At 39.8% G+C, this 16357-nt stretch carries 17 protein-coding genes, 1 rRNA gene and 1 pseudogene; 5 read left to right on the top strand and 14 right to left on the bottom strand.

What is annotated here, in order from left to right; genetic code table 11:
• The 5 genes from ACEO2X_RS11040 to ftsY form a co-directional block, all read right to left on the bottom strand.
• Nucleotides 1–998: ribosomal RNA gene (locus tag ACEO2X_RS11040) — 16S ribosomal RNA — on the bottom strand; the annotation flags it as partial.
• A 446-nt stretch (nucleotides 999–1444) separates the two neighbouring features.
• Nucleotides 1445–2110, bottom strand: coding sequence for a DUF2057 family protein (locus tag ACEO2X_RS11035; protein ID WP_371972035.1), 666 nt, complete (start codon nucleotides 2108–2110; stop codon nucleotides 1445–1447).
• Nucleotides 2111–2311: 201 nt separating this feature from the next.
• Entirely contained in the window at nucleotides 2312–2905 is a 594-nt protein-coding gene (locus ACEO2X_RS11030) for a nitroreductase family protein (RefSeq protein ID WP_278517374.1), read from the bottom strand.
• Nucleotides 2906–3172: 267 nt separating this feature from the next.
• On the bottom strand, nucleotides 3173–3859 hold the full coding sequence (locus tag ACEO2X_RS11025) for a nitroreductase family protein (protein ID WP_104851938.1): 687 nt from the start codon (nucleotides 3857–3859) through the stop codon (nucleotides 3173–3175).
• Between the two features lie 196 nt (nucleotides 3860–4055).
• The gene (gene ftsY, locus ACEO2X_RS11020) at nucleotides 4056–5162 is read right to left on the bottom strand and encodes a signal recognition particle-docking protein FtsY (protein WP_371972034.1); all 1107 of its coding nucleotides are present in this window, start codon (nucleotides 5160–5162) and stop codon (nucleotides 4056–4058) included.
• Between the two features lie 171 nt (nucleotides 5163–5333).
• Between ftsY and ACEO2X_RS11015 the strand changes: the two genes are divergently transcribed.
• Complete coding sequence (locus ACEO2X_RS11015; protein WP_096901451.1) at nucleotides 5334–6683, top strand: pitrilysin family protein; 1350 nt, start codon at nucleotides 5334–5336, stop codon at nucleotides 6681–6683.
• 12 nt (nucleotides 6684–6695) lie between these two features.
• Nucleotides 6696–8336 (top strand): M16 family metallopeptidase, encoded by a 1641-nt coding sequence (locus ACEO2X_RS11010; protein ID WP_371972033.1) that lies wholly within the window; start codon nucleotides 6696–6698, stop codon nucleotides 8334–8336.
• Here the strand turns inward: ACEO2X_RS11010 and ACEO2X_RS11005 are convergent.
• Together ACEO2X_RS11005 and ACEO2X_RS11000 are read right to left on the bottom strand one after the other, a co-directional pair.
• Complete coding sequence (locus ACEO2X_RS11005; protein WP_004976594.1) at nucleotides 8233–8550, bottom strand: hypothetical protein; 318 nt, start codon at nucleotides 8548–8550, stop codon at nucleotides 8233–8235. The genes ACEO2X_RS11010 and ACEO2X_RS11005 overlap by 104 nt on opposite strands.
• Before the next feature lie 126 nt (nucleotides 8551–8676).
• On the bottom strand, nucleotides 8677–9036 hold the full coding sequence (locus ACEO2X_RS11000; protein ID WP_004976597.1) for a hypothetical protein: 360 nt from the start codon (nucleotides 9034–9036) through the stop codon (nucleotides 8677–8679).
• Between the two features lie 219 nt (nucleotides 9037–9255).
• Here ACEO2X_RS11000 and ACEO2X_RS10995 point away from each other — a divergent pair, with 219 nt between their 5' ends.
• The 3 genes from ACEO2X_RS10995 (at nucleotide 9256) to ACEO2X_RS10985 (ending at nucleotide 10569) form a co-directional block, all read left to right on the top strand.
• Nucleotides 9256–9489 (top strand): hypothetical protein, encoded by a 234-nt coding sequence (locus ACEO2X_RS10995; RefSeq protein ID WP_004976599.1) that lies wholly within the window; start codon nucleotides 9256–9258, stop codon nucleotides 9487–9489.
• Nucleotides 9490–9640: 151 nt separating this feature from the next.
• Nucleotides 9641–10015 (top strand): DUF2750 domain-containing protein, encoded by a 375-nt coding sequence (locus tag ACEO2X_RS10990; protein ID WP_004976601.1) that lies wholly within the window; start codon nucleotides 9641–9643, stop codon nucleotides 10013–10015.
• A 119-nt stretch (nucleotides 10016–10134) separates the two neighbouring features.
• On the top strand, nucleotides 10135–10569 hold the full coding sequence (locus ACEO2X_RS10985) for a CBS domain-containing protein (RefSeq protein WP_096901450.1): 435 nt from the start codon (nucleotides 10135–10137) through the stop codon (nucleotides 10567–10569).
• A 96-nt stretch (nucleotides 10570–10665) separates the two neighbouring features.
• Here ACEO2X_RS10985 and trpB read toward each other — a convergent pair whose 3' ends face one another.
• The 7 genes and pseudogenes from trpB to ACEO2X_RS10950 all read right to left on the bottom strand — a co-directional run.
• Nucleotides 10666–11874, bottom strand: a complete 1209-nt coding sequence (gene trpB / locus ACEO2X_RS10980) for a tryptophan synthase subunit beta (RefSeq protein ID WP_371972032.1) — start codon at nucleotides 11872–11874, stop codon at nucleotides 10666–10668.
• A gap of 105 nt (nucleotides 11875–11979) precedes the next feature.
• Nucleotides 11980–13167 (bottom strand): VWA domain-containing protein, encoded by a 1188-nt coding sequence (locus tag ACEO2X_RS10975; protein WP_004976609.1) that lies wholly within the window; start codon nucleotides 13165–13167, stop codon nucleotides 11980–11982.
• A 14-nt stretch (nucleotides 13168–13181) separates the two neighbouring features.
• Nucleotides 13182–14033 carry a MoxR family ATPase gene (locus ACEO2X_RS10970; protein WP_004976610.1) on the bottom strand — a complete coding sequence of 284 codons (852 nt, stop codon included), beginning with the start codon at nucleotides 14031–14033 and terminating at the stop codon, nucleotides 13182–13184.
• Between the two features lie 22 nt (nucleotides 14034–14055).
• On the bottom strand, nucleotides 14056–14439 hold the full coding sequence (locus ACEO2X_RS10965) for a hypothetical protein (protein ID WP_096901448.1): 384 nt from the start codon (nucleotides 14437–14439) through the stop codon (nucleotides 14056–14058).
• A 21-nt stretch (nucleotides 14440–14460) separates the two neighbouring features.
• Nucleotides 14461–14769, bottom strand: a complete 309-nt coding sequence (locus ACEO2X_RS10960) for a YcgL domain-containing protein (protein ID WP_004976615.1) — start codon at nucleotides 14767–14769, stop codon at nucleotides 14461–14463.
• A gap of 169 nt (nucleotides 14770–14938) precedes the next feature.
• Nucleotides 14939–16081 (bottom strand): ribonuclease D, encoded by a 1143-nt coding sequence (locus ACEO2X_RS10955; RefSeq protein WP_371972031.1) that lies wholly within the window; start codon nucleotides 16079–16081, stop codon nucleotides 14939–14941.
• A gap of 166 nt (nucleotides 16082–16247) precedes the next feature.
• Nucleotides 16248–16357 (bottom strand): annotated as a pseudogene (locus ACEO2X_RS10950) (IS701 family transposase); the annotation flags it as partial.

The raw sequence follows: 16357 nt of genomic DNA, 5'->3' as shown, positions 1-16357 counted from the left end.
TCTACTATGTCAAGGCCAGGTAAGGTTCTTCGCGTTGCATCGAATTAAACCACATGCTCCACCGCTTGTGCGGGCCCCCGTCAATTCATTTGAGTTTTAGTCTTGCGACCGTACTCCCCAGGCGGTCTACTTATCGCGTTAGCTGCGCCACTAAAGGATCAAATCCCCCAACGGCTAGTAGACATCGTTTACGGCATGGACTACCAGGGTATCTAATCCTGTTTGCTCCCCATGCTTTCGCACCTCAGTGTCAGTATTAGGCCAGATGGCTGCCTTCGCCATCGGTATTCCTCCAGATCTCTACGCATTTCACCGCTACACCTGGAATTCTACCATCCTCTCCCATACTCTAGCTAACCAGTATCGAATGCAATTCCCAAGTTAAGCTCGGGGATTTCACATTTGACTTAATTAACCACCTACGCGCGCTTTACGCCCAGTAAATCCGATTAACGCTCGCACCCTCTGTATTACCGCGGCTGCTGGCACAGAGTTAGCCGGTGCTTATTCTGTGGGTAACGTCCACTTAGCCCAGGTATTAACCAGGTAAGCCTCCTCCCCACTTAAAGTGCTTTACAACCAAAAGGCCTTCTTCACACACGCGGCATGGCTGGATCAGGGTTCCCCCCATTGTCCAATATTCCCCACTGCTGCCTCCCGTAGGAGTCTGGGCCGTGTCTCAGTCCCAGTGTGGCGGATCATCCTCTCAGACCCGCTACAGATCGTCGCCTTGGTAGGCCTTTACCCCACCAACTAGCTAATCCGACTTAGGCTCATCTATTAGCGCAAGGTCAAAAGAGCCCCTGCTTTCTCCCGTAGGACGTATGCGGTATTAGCATCCCTTTCGGAATGTTGTCCCCCACTAATAGGCAGATTCCTAAGCATTACTCACCCGTCCGCCGCTAGCTCAGTTACCGAAGCAACCTCGCTCGCTCGACTTGCATGTGTTAAGCCTGCCGCCAGCGTTCAATCTGAGCCATGATCAAACTCTTCAGTTAAAATCATTTTGAAGTTTTAATCTAAACTTCCAAATCTGGCTCATCAATTTTCTGACTTAAATTTCGCTCAAATAAACTTCGAGTAATTTAAACCAATCAATCAATGAAATATCTTCGATCAATCAATCAGTAAAAATCCACACAAGTTGTTCTTCATAATCTCTTAATGATTTTCTGTTATTTCGTCAATAACAGCACCAACTCAATCAACACTGCGTTGGTGTGTTGCGTATTCTATACAGTTTTTGAATAGACGCAATATGTTTTTTAGGTTTTTTTCAAAAAAAATACCATTCGCCTAAGTTTTAAGCGTATTTCATATTTTTATCACACTTTTCTTATAATTTGTCTTTTTTTCGCACGTTACTAAATTGGTTTTTTAAATAAATCCTTTTAAAGCGATAATAAAAAACAACCAGCTCAGTTAGGCTGGTTGCAAATCTACATTAATTAGCTTGTTCTGCAAGCCATGACATAAATTTTTGTCGCTCTACTTTACTAGCTTGGTGCCACAATTGAATCAATTGTTGCTCTTTGCCCTGTGTTTGTTTTGCTGTAGGCAATGTTGCTGAGGTGGTTTCCTCAGATGGCAAAACTGCTGCCGCGGTATAAACTGCTGCTGGTTGATTGATTGCAGCACTGTTTTGAGTGGTATCTAAAGTTTTATTAAGCCAACTACCACCTAACCAACCAGTTGAACTTGCTTTGGCACCTGTTTGTTGTACCAACAATTGATTCTTTTGATTATATAAGCCAACACTAGGCTGATCTTTAAACTCTTTTGCAGCATCGAAATCTTTAGGTGGGTTTACCAAAGCAAGTCGATAGTTTTCACCATCTTGAAGAATTGGGGTTTTGAGTGTAATAACACCTGATTTTAAAATATCGTGTGCGCCATTATGATGTTCAAAATATTGTTGATAGCGCAAGTTCATGACATTTTCACCCGCTTTGACTTTCACTTGCTGTGCTGAACTGAATAAACCTGAACGAACTTCTTGATCATTTACAGCGAGCAACTTAATTTCTTCAGGTACTGCAATAATTACTGCTGAAAATGCTGAACTGCAAGCCATCAATGCAATACTTGCTAGGCCTAATTTAAATGCCATATTTCACTCTGTATCATTTATTAAAGTTTGATTGCACTATGCAATGTATAAATGACAGTTTTATGACAATTCATGGGTTTAGGCATTTTCACATGAATAAGGAAGTTTAGGTGATCTCATTGAAACTCCCCAAAAAAAACAAAAAAAGTAGGATGAATCATCACCCTACTTTTTAGTCTGTGCAGTATGTGTTGCTAGAGCTTAGTCAAAGCTTTTGAAACGTGCTGCATCATCCATAAATGTTTTTTCACCAGCAGGTGCTTCAATTGAACCAAACACCAATTGTGCACGTAGTTTCCAGTTTGCAGGAATGTCGTAAGTTTGAGCAACTTCTGCATCAATAATTGGGTTGTAGTGCTGTAATGATGCACCTACATTAATTTCAGCCAACGCTGTCCACACTGCAAATTGAGCAATACCCGTAGAATGTTCTGACCACACTGGGAAGTTGTCTGCATAAAGTGGGAATTGTTCTTGTAAACCTTTTACAACATCTTGATCTTCATAGAACAATGCTGTACCAAAACCTGCGCTAAAGCTGTTAATTTTTGCTTCAGTGTTTGCAAATGCTTCTGCAGGTACAATTTTACGTAAAGTTTCTAAAACGATGTTCCAGAATTGCGTATGTGATGCACCGTATAAAGTCACAACACGTGAAGTTTGCGAGTTAAATGCAGATGGGCTTAAACGAACTGCTTGTTTGATTGTGCTTTCGATAGTTGCCTGATCTATAGGAACATTTTTACCAATTGCATAGATTGAACGGCGTTTTTCTATTTGATTTAAGAATGACATTTTTTTAATTCCTCTGCAGAATTTTGTAGAAATTGATTGATACAGCGATATTAAGCTTTTTATTCAGCATAAACATTACAAAAAATACGACAGTGTGTTTTATGTATAGAACGATTATAGTTTTATAAAGTGACAAATGTATGTGACTGCATCTATATACCTCTAATTCTATAGATGCAGTCTATTGCAATATAAATATGCTTCGGTTCGCTCTTTGTAGCACATAATAATAAGCTGATTTGACCAATCTTCATCAAATGCTGTTATTTAAGCATAGACTTTAAATTGATTTTGATAGTGTGCATGACTCCGTTCGGTTACTTCTTCTTCAATTGATCCAAAAACGAGTTGTGAACGTAACAACCATGTATCTGGAATATCAAAATGCTCTGCCACAGCACGGTCTATGTTTGGATTATAATGCTGTAAAGATGCACCCACGCCTGAATCTGCCAGTGCTGTCCACACTGCAAATTGCGCCATGCCTGAAGTTTGCTCCGACCAAATTGGAAATTCTGCAGCATTAAATGGAATTTTCTTTTGCAATTGACGAATCACTTGTTGATCTTCATAGAACAATACCGTGCCAAAACCTGCTGCACATTGTTCGATTTTCATTTTAGTACCTGCAAAAACCTGCTCTGGTACAAACTGACGTTGTACTTCCTGTACTAAATTCCAAAATTTTTTATGTGATTCAGAAAATAAAATAACTACGCGCGTACTTTGTGAATGATGTGCCGATGGACAGCTACGCACAGCTTCCTGAATCAGCTCGGTCATATAAGTTTGGCTAAAATGAATGCGTTTTCCTAAAGCATAAATACTACGGCGCTTTTTCAATTGATCGATGAAAGTCAGTTCATGTGCATCATGGCTAGGCTTTTTTTTAAGCTTAAAGTCTTTCATGATATCTGCTGTAAGCACATGACCAATTTTATTTAACAGTGTCATTTTAACTTCCCCAAAAAATCAATCTAATATTTTTTCTTATTGTATATAGACGAATGTGCTTTTATTCACATTCGTATTTTTAGCTGCTGCTTTTTACAGCACTCAAACCCGCTAAAAACCACAAACTCCGCATTTTGCGGAGTTTGTGTGAAACTTACAGCATTTTTACATTTTAGCTTTAAACTTATTTTAAAACTTATTTCTCAGTTTCAAACAGTGCTGCAACAAATGCTTTGGCTGAGAATGGACGTAAATCGTCAATTTTTTCACCCACACCAATAAAGCGAATTGGCACATGGCTACGGCTTGCAATGTTAAATAACACGCCACCTTTTGCCGTACCATCCAGTTTAGTGATGGTGATGCCTGTTAAGCCAACAGCCTCATCAAACATTTCCACTTGGTTAATGGCATTTTGACCTGTGCCTGCATCTACGACCAACATCACTTCATGCGGTGCAGTCGCATCAATTTTTTGCATCACACGCTTAACTTTAGTCAATTCTTGCATCAGGTTGCTTTTGTTATGCAAACGTCCAGCAGTATCTGCAATTAACACATCAATGCCTTTGGCACGCGCACTTTCAAACGCATCAAAAATAACAGAAGCACTGTCTGCACCGTGACCTTGTGCAACAACGGCAACATCGTTACGCTCACCCCAAATCTGCAATTGTTCTGTCGCTGCAGCACGGAAAGTATCCCCTGCGGCCAACATGACTTTTTTACCTTCGCCTTGTAAGCGTTTCGCTAACTTGCCAATGGTTGTGGTTTTACCTACACCATTCACACCCACGACTAAAATCACATAAGGGGTTTTATTGGCATCAATATGTAAAGGTTTTACCCGTGGCGCAAGCAAAGCCACTAATTCTTCTTGCAAAGCCTTATATAAAGAATGTGAATAAATTAAGTCGCCACGCGCAGTACGCTCGGTCAAATTGGCAATAATGGTTTTCGTTGCATCTACACCAATATCTGCAACCAACAGTTGTTCTTCGACTTCTTCTAATAATTCATCATCAATTTCTTTACCGCCAATCAGAATATTCACCATGCCATCGGCAAAGTTTTTACGGGTTTTGGTTAACCCTTCTTTCATGCGACTAAAGAAACCACCTTTCGCAGGCGCATCCGTGTCTGATGATGTTTCTGCAGCATGTTCAGAGGTTTCTACTTGTTGTAGAGGTGTTGTTTCAACAATCGGAATATTTACCGCTGGTAAATTCGGTAATGTGACATCATCATCTCCGATATCAGCATCAATCAAAAATTTATTTTGCCCATTAGATTGCTGTTGCATGCCGAATCCTTGAAAAGCATTGCGTTAAAAAATCGGATTCTAACATAAACCAATTGCTTTTACCTCGTATTCCAACCACATAGCCGCATACAAAAAATACCTACAGCAATCCTTGCCTTTCCGCTTTAATTTCTGAAAGATAAGCCGATAACGATTGATCTCCACTTGCTTATGTTCCAATTTTCGATGAAGTCTGTTTGTGCGTTGCTTTGGGGTTTAACAGCTTCGATTAGCCATGCTGAAGTTTTAGCTGCGAATAACACTTTTGAAACCACACTCAACAATGGTTTAAAAGTCATTATCCGTGAAGACCATCGTTCTCCCATGGTGATGACTCAAATTTGGTACAAAGTGGGCAGTAGCGATGAGTCCGGAAATACACTTGGGATTTCGCACGTACTTGAACACATGATGTTTAAAGGTACAGCCAAGGTGCCGAATGATGAATTTACCCGTTTAAGTCGTATTTATGGTGGCAGTGTCAATGCAGCAACCTTTACCAATTACACGAATTATTATCAGCTCTATCCCAAAACTTATTTCCCACTGGCTTTAGAGTTGGAAGCCGACAGAATGAGTAATTTGTTACTTCGCCAACAAGACTTTGAGCCTGAAATTAAGGTGGTGATGGAAGAACGGCGGCAACGTACCGATGATAATCCACGGGCTTTGGCTTTTGAACGCTTTAAATGGATTGCCTACCCAACCAGTCATTATCGCCAACCCATTATTGGGCACATGAAAAACTTGCAAAGCATTCAGCTGCAAGATGTACAGGCGTGGTACAAAAAATGGTATCGCCCCAATAATGCTATTCTAGTGATTGTGGGCGATGTAGATCATCAAGCCGCATTGTTGCAAGTCCAAAAGTATTTTGGAGATATTCCGAAAGCACCTACGCCACCGCGCAATGATGTGTTGGAGTTTGAACAATTAGGTTATCGGCACATGGAATTGTCTGCGACTGTGCAAGTTCCTAATTTATATATGGCTTGGAATGTCGGTTCATTGGCAACAGCTAAAAATCCTCAAGATGCCTTCGCGCTCACTATCATCAAACAACTGTTAGACAGTGGAATTACTTCACGTTTAGAACAGCGCTTGGTCAGAAACAATAAGATTCTTAGCTCAGTCAGTGTCAGTTATGACCCGTATCAACGTGGGGATAGTTTGTTTAGTATTTCAGCATTGCCTGCAGCAGGTGTAACGTTAAGCGAAGCACAGGTCGCGATTCAAAACGAAGTGGATACGCTAAAACAGGATTTGGTCAATTCAAGTGAAATTGAGCGCGTGGTGACTCAATTTGTGGCCAATTGGATTTATAGTCAGGATGATTTGGCAGGACAAGCCCGAACCATTGGCAATTTGGAAGTCAATGGATTCAGTCACCGTTTAATCGATGTTTTACCACAACACTTCCAAGCGATTACTGCCCAGGATCTGCAACGTGTTGCGCAAAGTTACTTTAACAAAGACAGACTTAGCACCTTGTATTTATTACCTCAAAGCACAACACCTTAAACTGTGATTTTCATGAAAAAAAATCTATTCAGCACGCTTATTTTAAGCACTAGTTTTAGCCTATGTTCTGCTGGCTTTGCGATGGAAACTGCCACCACAGCAGCGCATGATTTTGCTGAAACAGATGTAAGTACGCCTTTACAATCTTTGAGCTTGCTGCACAGTTTAAATGCCGTAAATGAATTGGTCGATGTTCGCGCTCCACAGGTATATGAATTAAAAAATCATCGACACGTACGCACTTTATTTGTCGAAAATCCTGCTTTGCCAATGGTTGATATCCAACTGACTTTTAATGCAGGTTCTGCCCGCGATGCAGAAATTGAAAAAGGTTTATTTGGCGTTGCCAATATGGCAGCCCAACTGATTGATGAAGGCACCAAGCGTTATAAGGCAGAGGAAATTGCCGCAGCCTTTGAAACCACAGGCGCACGTTTTAGTACCACGGCGTACCGCGATATGTTTGTGGTACGGCTAAGAACACTGTCTGATCCGCAGAAAATGCAAACTGCCGTCAAAATGATGCTGGAAATACTGAAACATGCAACTTTTGAGCGTTCTAATATCCAGCGTGTGCAAAGCAATACACAAATTGGGCAAAAACAACTGCAAGAAAATCCAAGCCGTTTAATGAATATTCGCTTATATCGCGCAATTTACGGACAACATGCCTATTCAGAACCCATTACAGGCACCAATGGCAGCATCAAACGGATTCAACCAAAGCACTTACAACAATTTAGAGATCAGTTTCTGGTCGCGCAAAATATGAACATTGCCATTACAGGCAAATTAACCTTAAAAGAAGCAGAAAAACTTGCCAATACCATCAGCGCACATATTGCCCAAGGTGTTGCAGCAACAGCTTTGCCACAGCCTACACCTGCAACACGTTTCAACATCCAGCATATTCCCTACCGGTCACAACAGGCGCATGTCAGTATTGCACAACTTGCGACTACACGGGATGATCCTGACTATTTGGCTTTAGAAATTGCCAATAAAATGCTGGGCGGCAGCAGTTTCAATTCAATTTTGATGAAAGAATTACGAGTAAAACGTGGCTACACTTACGGTGTTAGCAGTTCGTTTCGTTTTACCCAAGCAGCGGGTTTGTTTAGCTTAGGCTATTCTACGCGCCAAGATCAGTTACTCGATAGTATTCAAGTCGCTCACCAGAGCTTAATTCAGTTTGTACAACAACCTATGAATTTAGAACAATTAAAAGAAACCAAAGCAGGTTTAATTCGTGCATTTCCGAATCAATACAGCAGCAATGCCAGTATTAATGCCCAGCTTGGGCACATCGGTTTTTATCGACTTCCTGCAAATTATTTAAGTGATTATGCAGAACGAGTGGAAAAAGTTACCGCTGAAGATGTGCAACGTGCAATTCGCAAACATTTGCATCCTGATCGTTTAACTTTAGTAATTGTGAGCGAACATTTAGATAAAGCCGCATTGGTAAAAATGCTGCAGGACAATTTACTCGCACCAACATCTTTAACACCGACACCGCACAATATGAATAACATGCCAACAGAAAAAATTACTCTTGCACCAAGGCAGGAAGTTGTTGAGCCCGATCTTGCTCCATTTGATGTGCCTGCATCAACTTTAAATAATGCACATAACGAATCGGACGTTGATTGAGTAAATGAACTGCCATGTCTTGGGTATTGGCATACATAGATTGTTGTGACAAACGCTCAACATTTTGAAATTGTTGCACCCCAACTGGGCGATAAAGCGCAACACTTGCTAAAGTTAAAATAATAAAAATGATACTCAGCACAACAATATTATAAATTTGCTCGAGTTTCAGTTGAGAAATAAATTGAATCGTTTTTTGAATTGCGTTGTGCATGACCTACCTCTAATCGCCTTAGTGTAGGATGCCCTTGTGAGATGTACAAGTTAAACAGCTCAATTTTACTGTATCGTCACAGTAAAAATTGAGCCTTTTTCTACAAATTCTACAAAGGATTTAGCTTTAGCCAATCGTGCCACGAATTACCGCAAAGTATAAAACCAAAGCAATGACTGCAAGCACCAAGAAAATAGCAAATACACTGACACCGCCCTCTGCTTCGGCAGGATGCAGTTCATCTTCATCGGCAATACGGAGTAATTCACCATCATAATTACGATAAAACTCTATACGATCGCTTCGCTCTAAAGTTTTAGCAAAGTCAGCCACACGTTTACGTTGCGCCAAGCAGTATTCACCTAAATGAACATCTCGACGGAAAATTACCTCATCTAGTTTTTTACGGTGATGATGTGCCAACTCAATAATTTGAGAAGTCAATGGAGGTACATCAAAAGCACATCCGTCTACGGATCTTGTCATGTTGTTCTCCTTTTTTATCATGCTTAGAGCTTTAGTTTAATCAAAATTAAACTTGTTCAATGTTTAATCATGTAAACTTGAAATATGCTCATTAACCCCGATAATTATTTGACAATTCAATCAAATTGTAATATTAGTTTAACAATAAAGCGTTAAATTGATATGAAGCCTAAAAGGTAGGCTTAAATAAGTAATCATAATTACAATAAGGAGTTTAATATGATTCAAACGATCTCTCACCATGACTTAGAGCATGTTTATGCAAATGCAGTAAACACGATTCATTCACAAATGAACTTCCAAGACGCGGTAAAACAACTCGAAGAAGCTGCACGTGCAGGACATGGTAAAGCGGCAATGTTCTTAGCAGAACTGTATTATCAAGGTTTCCGCGTAGAACGTGATTCATTGAAAGCGCAATACTGGCAAAACATGGCCACCATGCAAGCATAATAAAACGTCACTTAGGTGGCGTTTTTTTTGACCCTTTTTTTAGATGCTCCAACCATAAATACATATTTGTTTACGATTTTAAGCAAAGCTTAAACGGTATATTCATCAATTCTTTTTACAATATAGCCAAATTTTACAACCTTGCTTGATTATGAATCAGATTAACCAACTCCACCCTTTACCAAAGGATTTTCTGCTTAAAGTTACACTATTAAAATCAATGATGTACTGCGGTGTACTTTGGGGTTTATTCCATCAAGGTTGGGCAATGAGTTCAGATCACGATGATTATATTTTCCCTTTTTGGTTAAATGCGGTACAAGCGCATAAATATGCTGCTAAACACTGGCCACAATATAGTCCTCGTAAAATTTCCGCGCAGGATTTTGAGACTTTTTTATTACCAACGCTCACCCGTTTAAATGTCACGCCAACCTTGTTTGGTTCGTCAAGTCAAAAAATTAAACTGACCACTTCACAAATGAAGCATTTCTTTTTTAATGAACCTGCGTTAAATATTGCTTAAATAAAAACTGAATAGAATTGACGTAAAAATCAACAATCGTGACTCTAAAGTATTTGCAATTTTTACAATTCACGTTACTTTAAAAGTCAAACAATAAACAACAAATCAGGACACAGAATATGACCAAGGTAACTCACGTTTTACAAGATAAAGCACATCACGAAATTTACACAATTCGCCCAGAAGCAACGGTTTTAGAAGCAATTAGTTTAATGGCTGAAAAAGGCATTGGTGCGTTGGTGGTTACCGATCAAAACAATCATGTGGTTGGTATTCTGTCTGAGCGTGATTACACCCGTAAAGTTATTTTGATGGAACGAACTTCTAAAAGCACAACGGTTAGTGAAATTATGACTGCTAAAGTACTGACCGTGACCAAAAACACCAGTGTGAAAGAATGCTTAAACTTAATTACTGACCATCATTTACGTCACTTACCTGTACTTGAAGATGAGCAGTTGGTAGGTTTAGTGTCGATTGGTGACTTGGTGAAAGCGACTATGGATGATCAGCGCAAACTGATCGAGCAGTTACAACAATATATTGCAAGCTAAGTCACTGTTTTATAAAACCTGCAAAATATAAAGTAAAGATAAACAAAAAAACCGCCTAAACTTACACATTTAGGCGGTTTTTCATATTCAGTAGAATTAATTCAAACCTAATTTTTCTGCTACATAGTCTGAATCTTTATCACCACGACCTGAAAGATTAACCACAATTTTCACGTTTTTTGCCATTTTTGGTGCTTCACGTAATGCCCACGCCACCGCATGTGAGCTTTCCAAAGCAGGTACAATACCCTCTACACGTGACAACGTCATAAAGGCATCTAAACATTCTTGGTCAGCTGCCGTTGAATACTCCACGCGACCAATGTCTTTTAAGAAGCTATGCTGCGGCCCCACACCCGGATAATCCAAACCTGAAGCAATTGAATGTACTGGCAATGGCTCGCCTTGTTCATCTTCAAGCACATAACACGCCATACCGTGTAATTGACCCGGTTTACCCAAAGTTAAGGTTGCAGAGTGCTGATCTGTATCTAAACCATGACCTGCAGGTTCTACACCCACAAGCTTAACTTCTGGGTCATTTAAGAATGCGGTAAATGCACCCACTGCGTTTGAACCACCGCCCACACATGCCACGATATAATCTGGATTTACTCCAAAGCGTTCTTGGCTTTGCATTTTAATTTCATCGCCAATAATTGCTTGGAAATCACGTACCATTTTTGGAAATGGGTGTGGGCCAACCACCGAACCAATTGCATAAATATAATTTTTCGGGTCTTTTAAGTATTCTTCAAAAGCACTGTCTACAGCATCTTTTAAAGTCGCTGTACCACGTGTGACTGAAATCAGGTTAGCACCTAAAATTTTCATTTTCACGACGTTTGGATGTTCTTTTTCAATATCAACTTGTCCCATGTGAATTTCACACGGAATTCCCACTAGCGCACATGCCGTCGCCAAGGCTACCCCGTGCTGTCCCGCACCAGTTTCTGCAATGACTTTGGTTTTACCCATATATTTGGCTAGTAATGCCTCGCCTAAACAGTGGTTAATTTTATGTGCACCAGTATGGTTTAAATCTTCACGCTTTAAATAAATTTGCGCACCACCTAACTGTTCAGATAAACGCTTGGCATGGAATAAAGGACTTGGACGGCCAACATAGTGAGCAAACAAATCTTTTAATTCATTCTGAAATTCTGCCGTTTTACGAATTTCCTCATAAGCAACGTTAATTTCATCCATGGCTTCTTTTAAATGTGGTGGAATAAACTGCCCGCCATATTGCCCGAAAAAACCGTCTTCATTCGGTAATGCGATGCCATTGATTTGATGATCCATATCGATCCCCTCAGATTGAAATTCACGTTGCCTATCGTGTCTGCACTTACTTAGTCTTCGCCTAACAATCACTCAAAAGTTGAGTGATATTGACGAAAATGACGATTAACGCGCCAAATATTTAGTCATATCTTCAATGCCTTTTAAAGTCATTGGATACATATGATGTTCAAAAATTTGTTTAATTAAACCAATGGTATGTGTGTAATGCCAATAGCCTTCCTGTTCAGGATTCAGCCATGCGGTTTTTTCAAAATGCTGACGCAGACGTTGTAACCAAACTTGCCCTGCCTCATCATTCATATATTCTACCGAACCACCAATCGAATTCAGCTCATAAGGTGCCATACTAGCATCACCGACCACAATTACCCGATAGTCGCGTCCATAGGTATTCAACAAATCCCACGTATTCATACGGGTACTGCTACGGCGTAAATTGTCTTTCCAAACATAGTCGTATAAACAGTTGTGGAAATAAAAATATTCGAGGGTTTTAAACTCAGTTTTGGCCGCACTAAACAGTTTTTCACATTGGGCGATGTGTGCATCCATCGAGCCACCCACATCAAACAACATCAACACTTTGACGCGATTACGACGTTCTGGCACCAATTGCACATCTAAAATGCCCTGTTTGGCAGTTTCTCGGATAGTGCCATCAATATCCAATTCTTCAGCTGCACCTTGACGGGCAAATTTACGCAAACGACGCAGTGCCAATTGCATTTGTCGTGTACCTAAAATCTGTTCATCGTCTAAATTTCGATACTGACGCTGCTCCCAGACTTTAACAGCTGAACGCTTACGTCCAGGCCCACCAATGCGTACACCTTCAGGATGATCACCAAAAGCACCAAACGGTGATGTACCGCCCGTACCAATCATACGGTTGCCACCCTGATGCTTTTTATGCTGCTCGCGTAAACGCTCTTCCAGCATTTTCATCAATTCTTCTAAAGAACCTGCTTTTTTCAGCTCTTCGCGTTGTTCTGGCGTGAGATGTTTTTCTAATAGTTCTAAGTCGAACCAGTCTTTAGGCAATTGATGAACTTGCTGCAGTAAATCATCTAAATCAAAAGTGGAAATGCCATCAAAATAATCTTTCATGGCACGGTCAAACTTGTCAAAAAAACGCTCATCTTTGACCATGACGGTTTTAACAAGTTGATAGAATTCATCTTGATCTGCAAAAACCAGACCCGATGCCACCGCCTGATTTAAGTCAATCAATTCACGTGTGGTGACAGGTACACCGTAACGTCGCAAGGTATAAAACAAGCGCACGAACATGGCGTTGTCCTCCCTTAGCGGCGCGACATAAAGGCTAAACGCTCAAGCAATTGCACATCTTGTTCATTTTTGATTAATGCACCGTATAAAGGCGGAATGGCTTTGCTTTTATCGCTATTACGCAAAATATCTTCCGGCATGTCATCTGCCATCAATAGGCTTAACCAATCAATTAATTCAGACGTAGATGGTGGTTTTTTTAAGCCCGGAACTTGGCGCAATTTAAAGAAAACTTGTAAAGCTTCTGAAACCAATGTGCTTGAAATATTCGGGAAATGCACATCGATAATATCGCGCATGGTCGCTTCATCTGGGAAATCAATATAATGGAAGAAACAACGACGTAAAAAAGCGTCTGGCAGCTCTTTTTCATTATTTGATGTGATGATCACGATTGGACGTTGTGTTGCCGTAATGGTTTCGCCTGTTTCATAAACATAAAACGACATTTTATCGAGTTCATGTAGCAGGTCATTTGGGAATTCAATATCTGCCTTGTCAATTTCATCAATCAACAACACACAGCGTTCTTCGCTGGTAAATGCTTCCCACAATTTCCCAGGTTTAATATAGTTTTTAACGTCATACACACGGTCATCGCCCAGTTGGCTGTCACGCAAACGCGACACTGCATCATATTCATATAAACCTTGCTGCGCTTTGGTGGTCGATTTAATGTGCCATGTAATCAACTTTAAACCCAAACTTTTAGCAACTTGCTCTGCCAATAAGGTTTTACCTGTACCTGGCTCACCTTTCACCAAAAGCGGTTTTTGCAAAGCACGTGCGGCTTTCACCGCAAGTTTTAAACTATCAGTCGCAATGTACTGATCTGTACCCGAAAATTGTTGCGCATCAACAGACATGATTTTACCTTAATTGTTTTAGTTACAGTGGTGAGGTATTTTTCTTGGCTTTATAAGTCGTTTGTTTAAGACAGTATCTTGACCAGAAATAACCGATCAATAAGCCAAGACCGATCACAAATAAAATGGCAGATAAATTAGACCAAACCAATGGGGTTTCTTTGGTTAAAACACCAAAAAGAAGTCCAAAGATGGCTGGGGCAAGTGCTGCATTGCTGCCTTCTGATACTGTTGGGGTAAGTAAAATTGCAAACAGCACAATCCAAGTGATACCACCTAACGGATTGGGCAAGCGTTTGGCAATTTCGTACCAGCACCATAAAATAATGGCACTCCCCAACAAATAAACAGAAACAGCAATTGCAGTTTCAGGAATTGAATCCAATCCAGTCATCACACTATTCATTTCTCAACTCCTGAATAAAGCTTAAGCACCACGTAAACCTTCTGGTTCAACGGCATTTGGGTTAATTAAGCCTTCTGGTGGCACTTGAATAAAGAAGCCACGTGTTTGAATAGAATCCATGACATGCAAAACATTCACACGTGCCAACTTACGGCTTTCAGACAGTTGCAAATCCATTACAAATGTCGCACGACCAAATGCAACTCGCATTGGCTCAGGTAAAACCTCTAGCGGGTTAAACGCTTCTGCTTGATCTTCAGTTTGCTCAGGACGGGCGATGTATAAATACATCTCATCTTTTTTGCTCGATTTATAAATTGAACAGTGCATAAACAACAAAACTCTAAAAACTCAGGCAAAGGATACAACAAAAAAAACCGAGATACATTAACCATTATTAACGCATTGGTCTATGTTTACACTCAAACAAAGAATGGCGTGAAAATTCATCCATTTTCAGGTGAAAAACGGCTTTATTTAAAATGTGGATCGGTTTGATTTATTCAGCAACTTTCATCTGACCAGACAAATAACGCTCGTCGGCATGTAAAACTTCAATTAAAGGCTTGGTGAGTAATTCATAACGCCAACCTAACAAATAGTTAGGCAAATCTTGCTCATCGTTATGAAATACCACATGCTGATAAAGCGCATTGAGCCATTTTTTACGCAGCAAAACTTCTTTTGGAATTTGAGTTTCCTGTACGGCACGTTGAATCACCTGTTCTACATTTTCGCCCACTTCTTTTGAAGAATGACGAATTGGTCGCGCCATACGTAATGGCCATTGTGATTGATCAGGCAAATATTTAATTAAATCTAAAATAGTTTTGCCATGTTCACGCACAATATGCACACGTAAATCTTTAATAGTACTGAGCTGGAACTGATTTTTAGGATTTTTCTCGACCAAGTCCAGCATAGTAGAATTACGCAAAATAAAACTACGTGGTTGGTTTAAGGCTTTTACCATTTGCTCACGCCAAACGGCCAATTGTTGCAATTGCATGAGTTGACGGCGTGAATGACGATAGTTGCCCACATCCTGATACAACAACTCTAAAGGTGTTTCTTCACCAATTTCCTGAGTTAAATTGCGGCAATCTTCTTGTGCAAAATCCAGTAAATAATTTTGTTTTAAGTCGGTTTGTACCTTATCTGCCAATTGCATTAGATACAGCACATCATTGGCAGCATAATTTAACTGCTCATCGGACAACGGACGTGCAAGCCAGTCTGAGCGAGTTTGCCCTTTATCAATATCGACATTGAGCATGGTTTTTAAAGCGTTTTGATAACTGACTTGTAAACCATGCCCTAAAAATGACATGCCAACTTGGGTATCAAACACGTTATCTAAGTTTTTTTGCTGCGCATAATGATAAATTAAATCAATATCTTCACCGCAGGCATGAAAAATATTTTGCTGCGCTTGAAACAGTTTTTCCCAAAATGCACTTAAATTTAAAGAAGTGCCATCTAACAAATAGACCTGATCATTAACATTAATTTGGAATACACCCAATTTTGGCCATAAAGTATCAACCTTAATAAATTCGGTGTCTAAACCATAAATGCTGTTTTGGCTCATTAATGCCAAGACATTTTCAAAGTCTTTTTGTTGATGAATAAATTGGAACATAGCGAGCAGGTAAAACAGGATTCTCTAGGGGTTCATTTTAAACATTAAATAGCATTTAGCTATAAAAATATGCCCAGTATTTTCAATTTTTATCTTATTTCTAAATCGATACAGTGAAAATTTAAATTTTTTATCGTTTTTTTATCTTAATAGGACTTACGCACTATTATTTATAGATTCTCTGTGGTAGCAGATGATTTTTATCGAGAATAAAGTCATCAATGAAGTTTTTGATAACTGGTCTAAATAATTTCTTCTGCCAACGATATACATTTT

Origin of the sequence: Acinetobacter sp. AL9 (assembly GCF_041464035.1) — a bacterium.
GTDB lineage: Bacteria > Pseudomonadota > Gammaproteobacteria > Pseudomonadales > Moraxellaceae > Acinetobacter > Acinetobacter towneri.
This window is presented reverse-complemented; position numbering and strand designations above follow the sequence as displayed.

What these genes read in the sequence shown, in the direction of transcription:
- ACEO2X_RS11035 (WP_371972035.1), bottom strand. Translation starts at nt 2,110, where the DNA reads ATGGCATTTAAATTAGGCCTAGCAAGTATTGCATTGATGGCTTGCAGT.
- ACEO2X_RS11030 (WP_278517374.1), bottom strand. Translation starts at nt 2,905, where the DNA reads ATGTCATTCTTAAATCAAATAGAAAAACGCCGTTCAATCTATGCAATT.
- ACEO2X_RS11025 (WP_104851938.1), bottom strand. Translation starts at nt 3,859, where the DNA reads ATGACACTGTTAAATAAAATTGGTCATGTGCTTACAGCAGATATCATG.
- ftsY (WP_371972034.1), bottom strand. Translation starts at nt 5,162, where the DNA reads ATGCAACAGCAATCTAATGGGCAAAATAAATTTTTGATTGATGCTGAT.
- ACEO2X_RS11015 (WP_096901451.1), top strand. Translation starts at nt 5,334, where the DNA reads ATGTTCCAATTTTCGATGAAGTCTGTTTGTGCGTTGCTTTGGGGTTTA.
- ACEO2X_RS11010 (WP_371972033.1), top strand. Translation starts at nt 6,696, where the DNA reads ATGAAAAAAAATCTATTCAGCACGCTTATTTTAAGCACTAGTTTTAGC.
- ACEO2X_RS11005 (WP_004976594.1), bottom strand. Translation starts at nt 8,550, where the DNA reads ATGCACAACGCAATTCAAAAAACGATTCAATTTATTTCTCAACTGAAA.
- ACEO2X_RS11000 (WP_004976597.1), bottom strand. Translation starts at nt 9,036, where the DNA reads ATGACAAGATCCGTAGACGGATGTGCTTTTGATGTACCTCCATTGACT.
- ACEO2X_RS10995 (WP_004976599.1), top strand. Translation starts at nt 9,256, where the DNA reads ATGATTCAAACGATCTCTCACCATGACTTAGAGCATGTTTATGCAAAT.
- ACEO2X_RS10990 (WP_004976601.1), top strand. Translation starts at nt 9,641, where the DNA reads ATGAATCAGATTAACCAACTCCACCCTTTACCAAAGGATTTTCTGCTT.
- ACEO2X_RS10985 (WP_096901450.1), top strand. Translation starts at nt 10,135, where the DNA reads ATGACCAAGGTAACTCACGTTTTACAAGATAAAGCACATCACGAAATT.
- trpB (WP_371972032.1), bottom strand. Translation starts at nt 11,874, where the DNA reads ATGGATCATCAAATCAATGGCATCGCATTACCGAATGAAGACGGTTTT.
- ACEO2X_RS10975 (WP_004976609.1), bottom strand. Translation starts at nt 13,167, where the DNA reads ATGTTCGTGCGCTTGTTTTATACCTTGCGACGTTACGGTGTACCTGTC.
- ACEO2X_RS10970 (WP_004976610.1), bottom strand. Translation starts at nt 14,033, where the DNA reads ATGTCTGTTGATGCGCAACAATTTTCGGGTACAGATCAGTACATTGCG.
- ACEO2X_RS10965 (WP_096901448.1), bottom strand. Translation starts at nt 14,439, where the DNA reads ATGAATAGTGTGATGACTGGATTGGATTCAATTCCTGAAACTGCAATT.
- ACEO2X_RS10960 (WP_004976615.1), bottom strand. Translation starts at nt 14,769, where the DNA reads ATGCACTGTTCAATTTATAAATCGAGCAAAAAAGATGAGATGTATTTA.
- ACEO2X_RS10955 (WP_371972031.1), bottom strand. Translation starts at nt 16,081, where the DNA reads ATGTTCCAATTTATTCATCAACAAAAAGACTTTGAAAATGTCTTGGCA.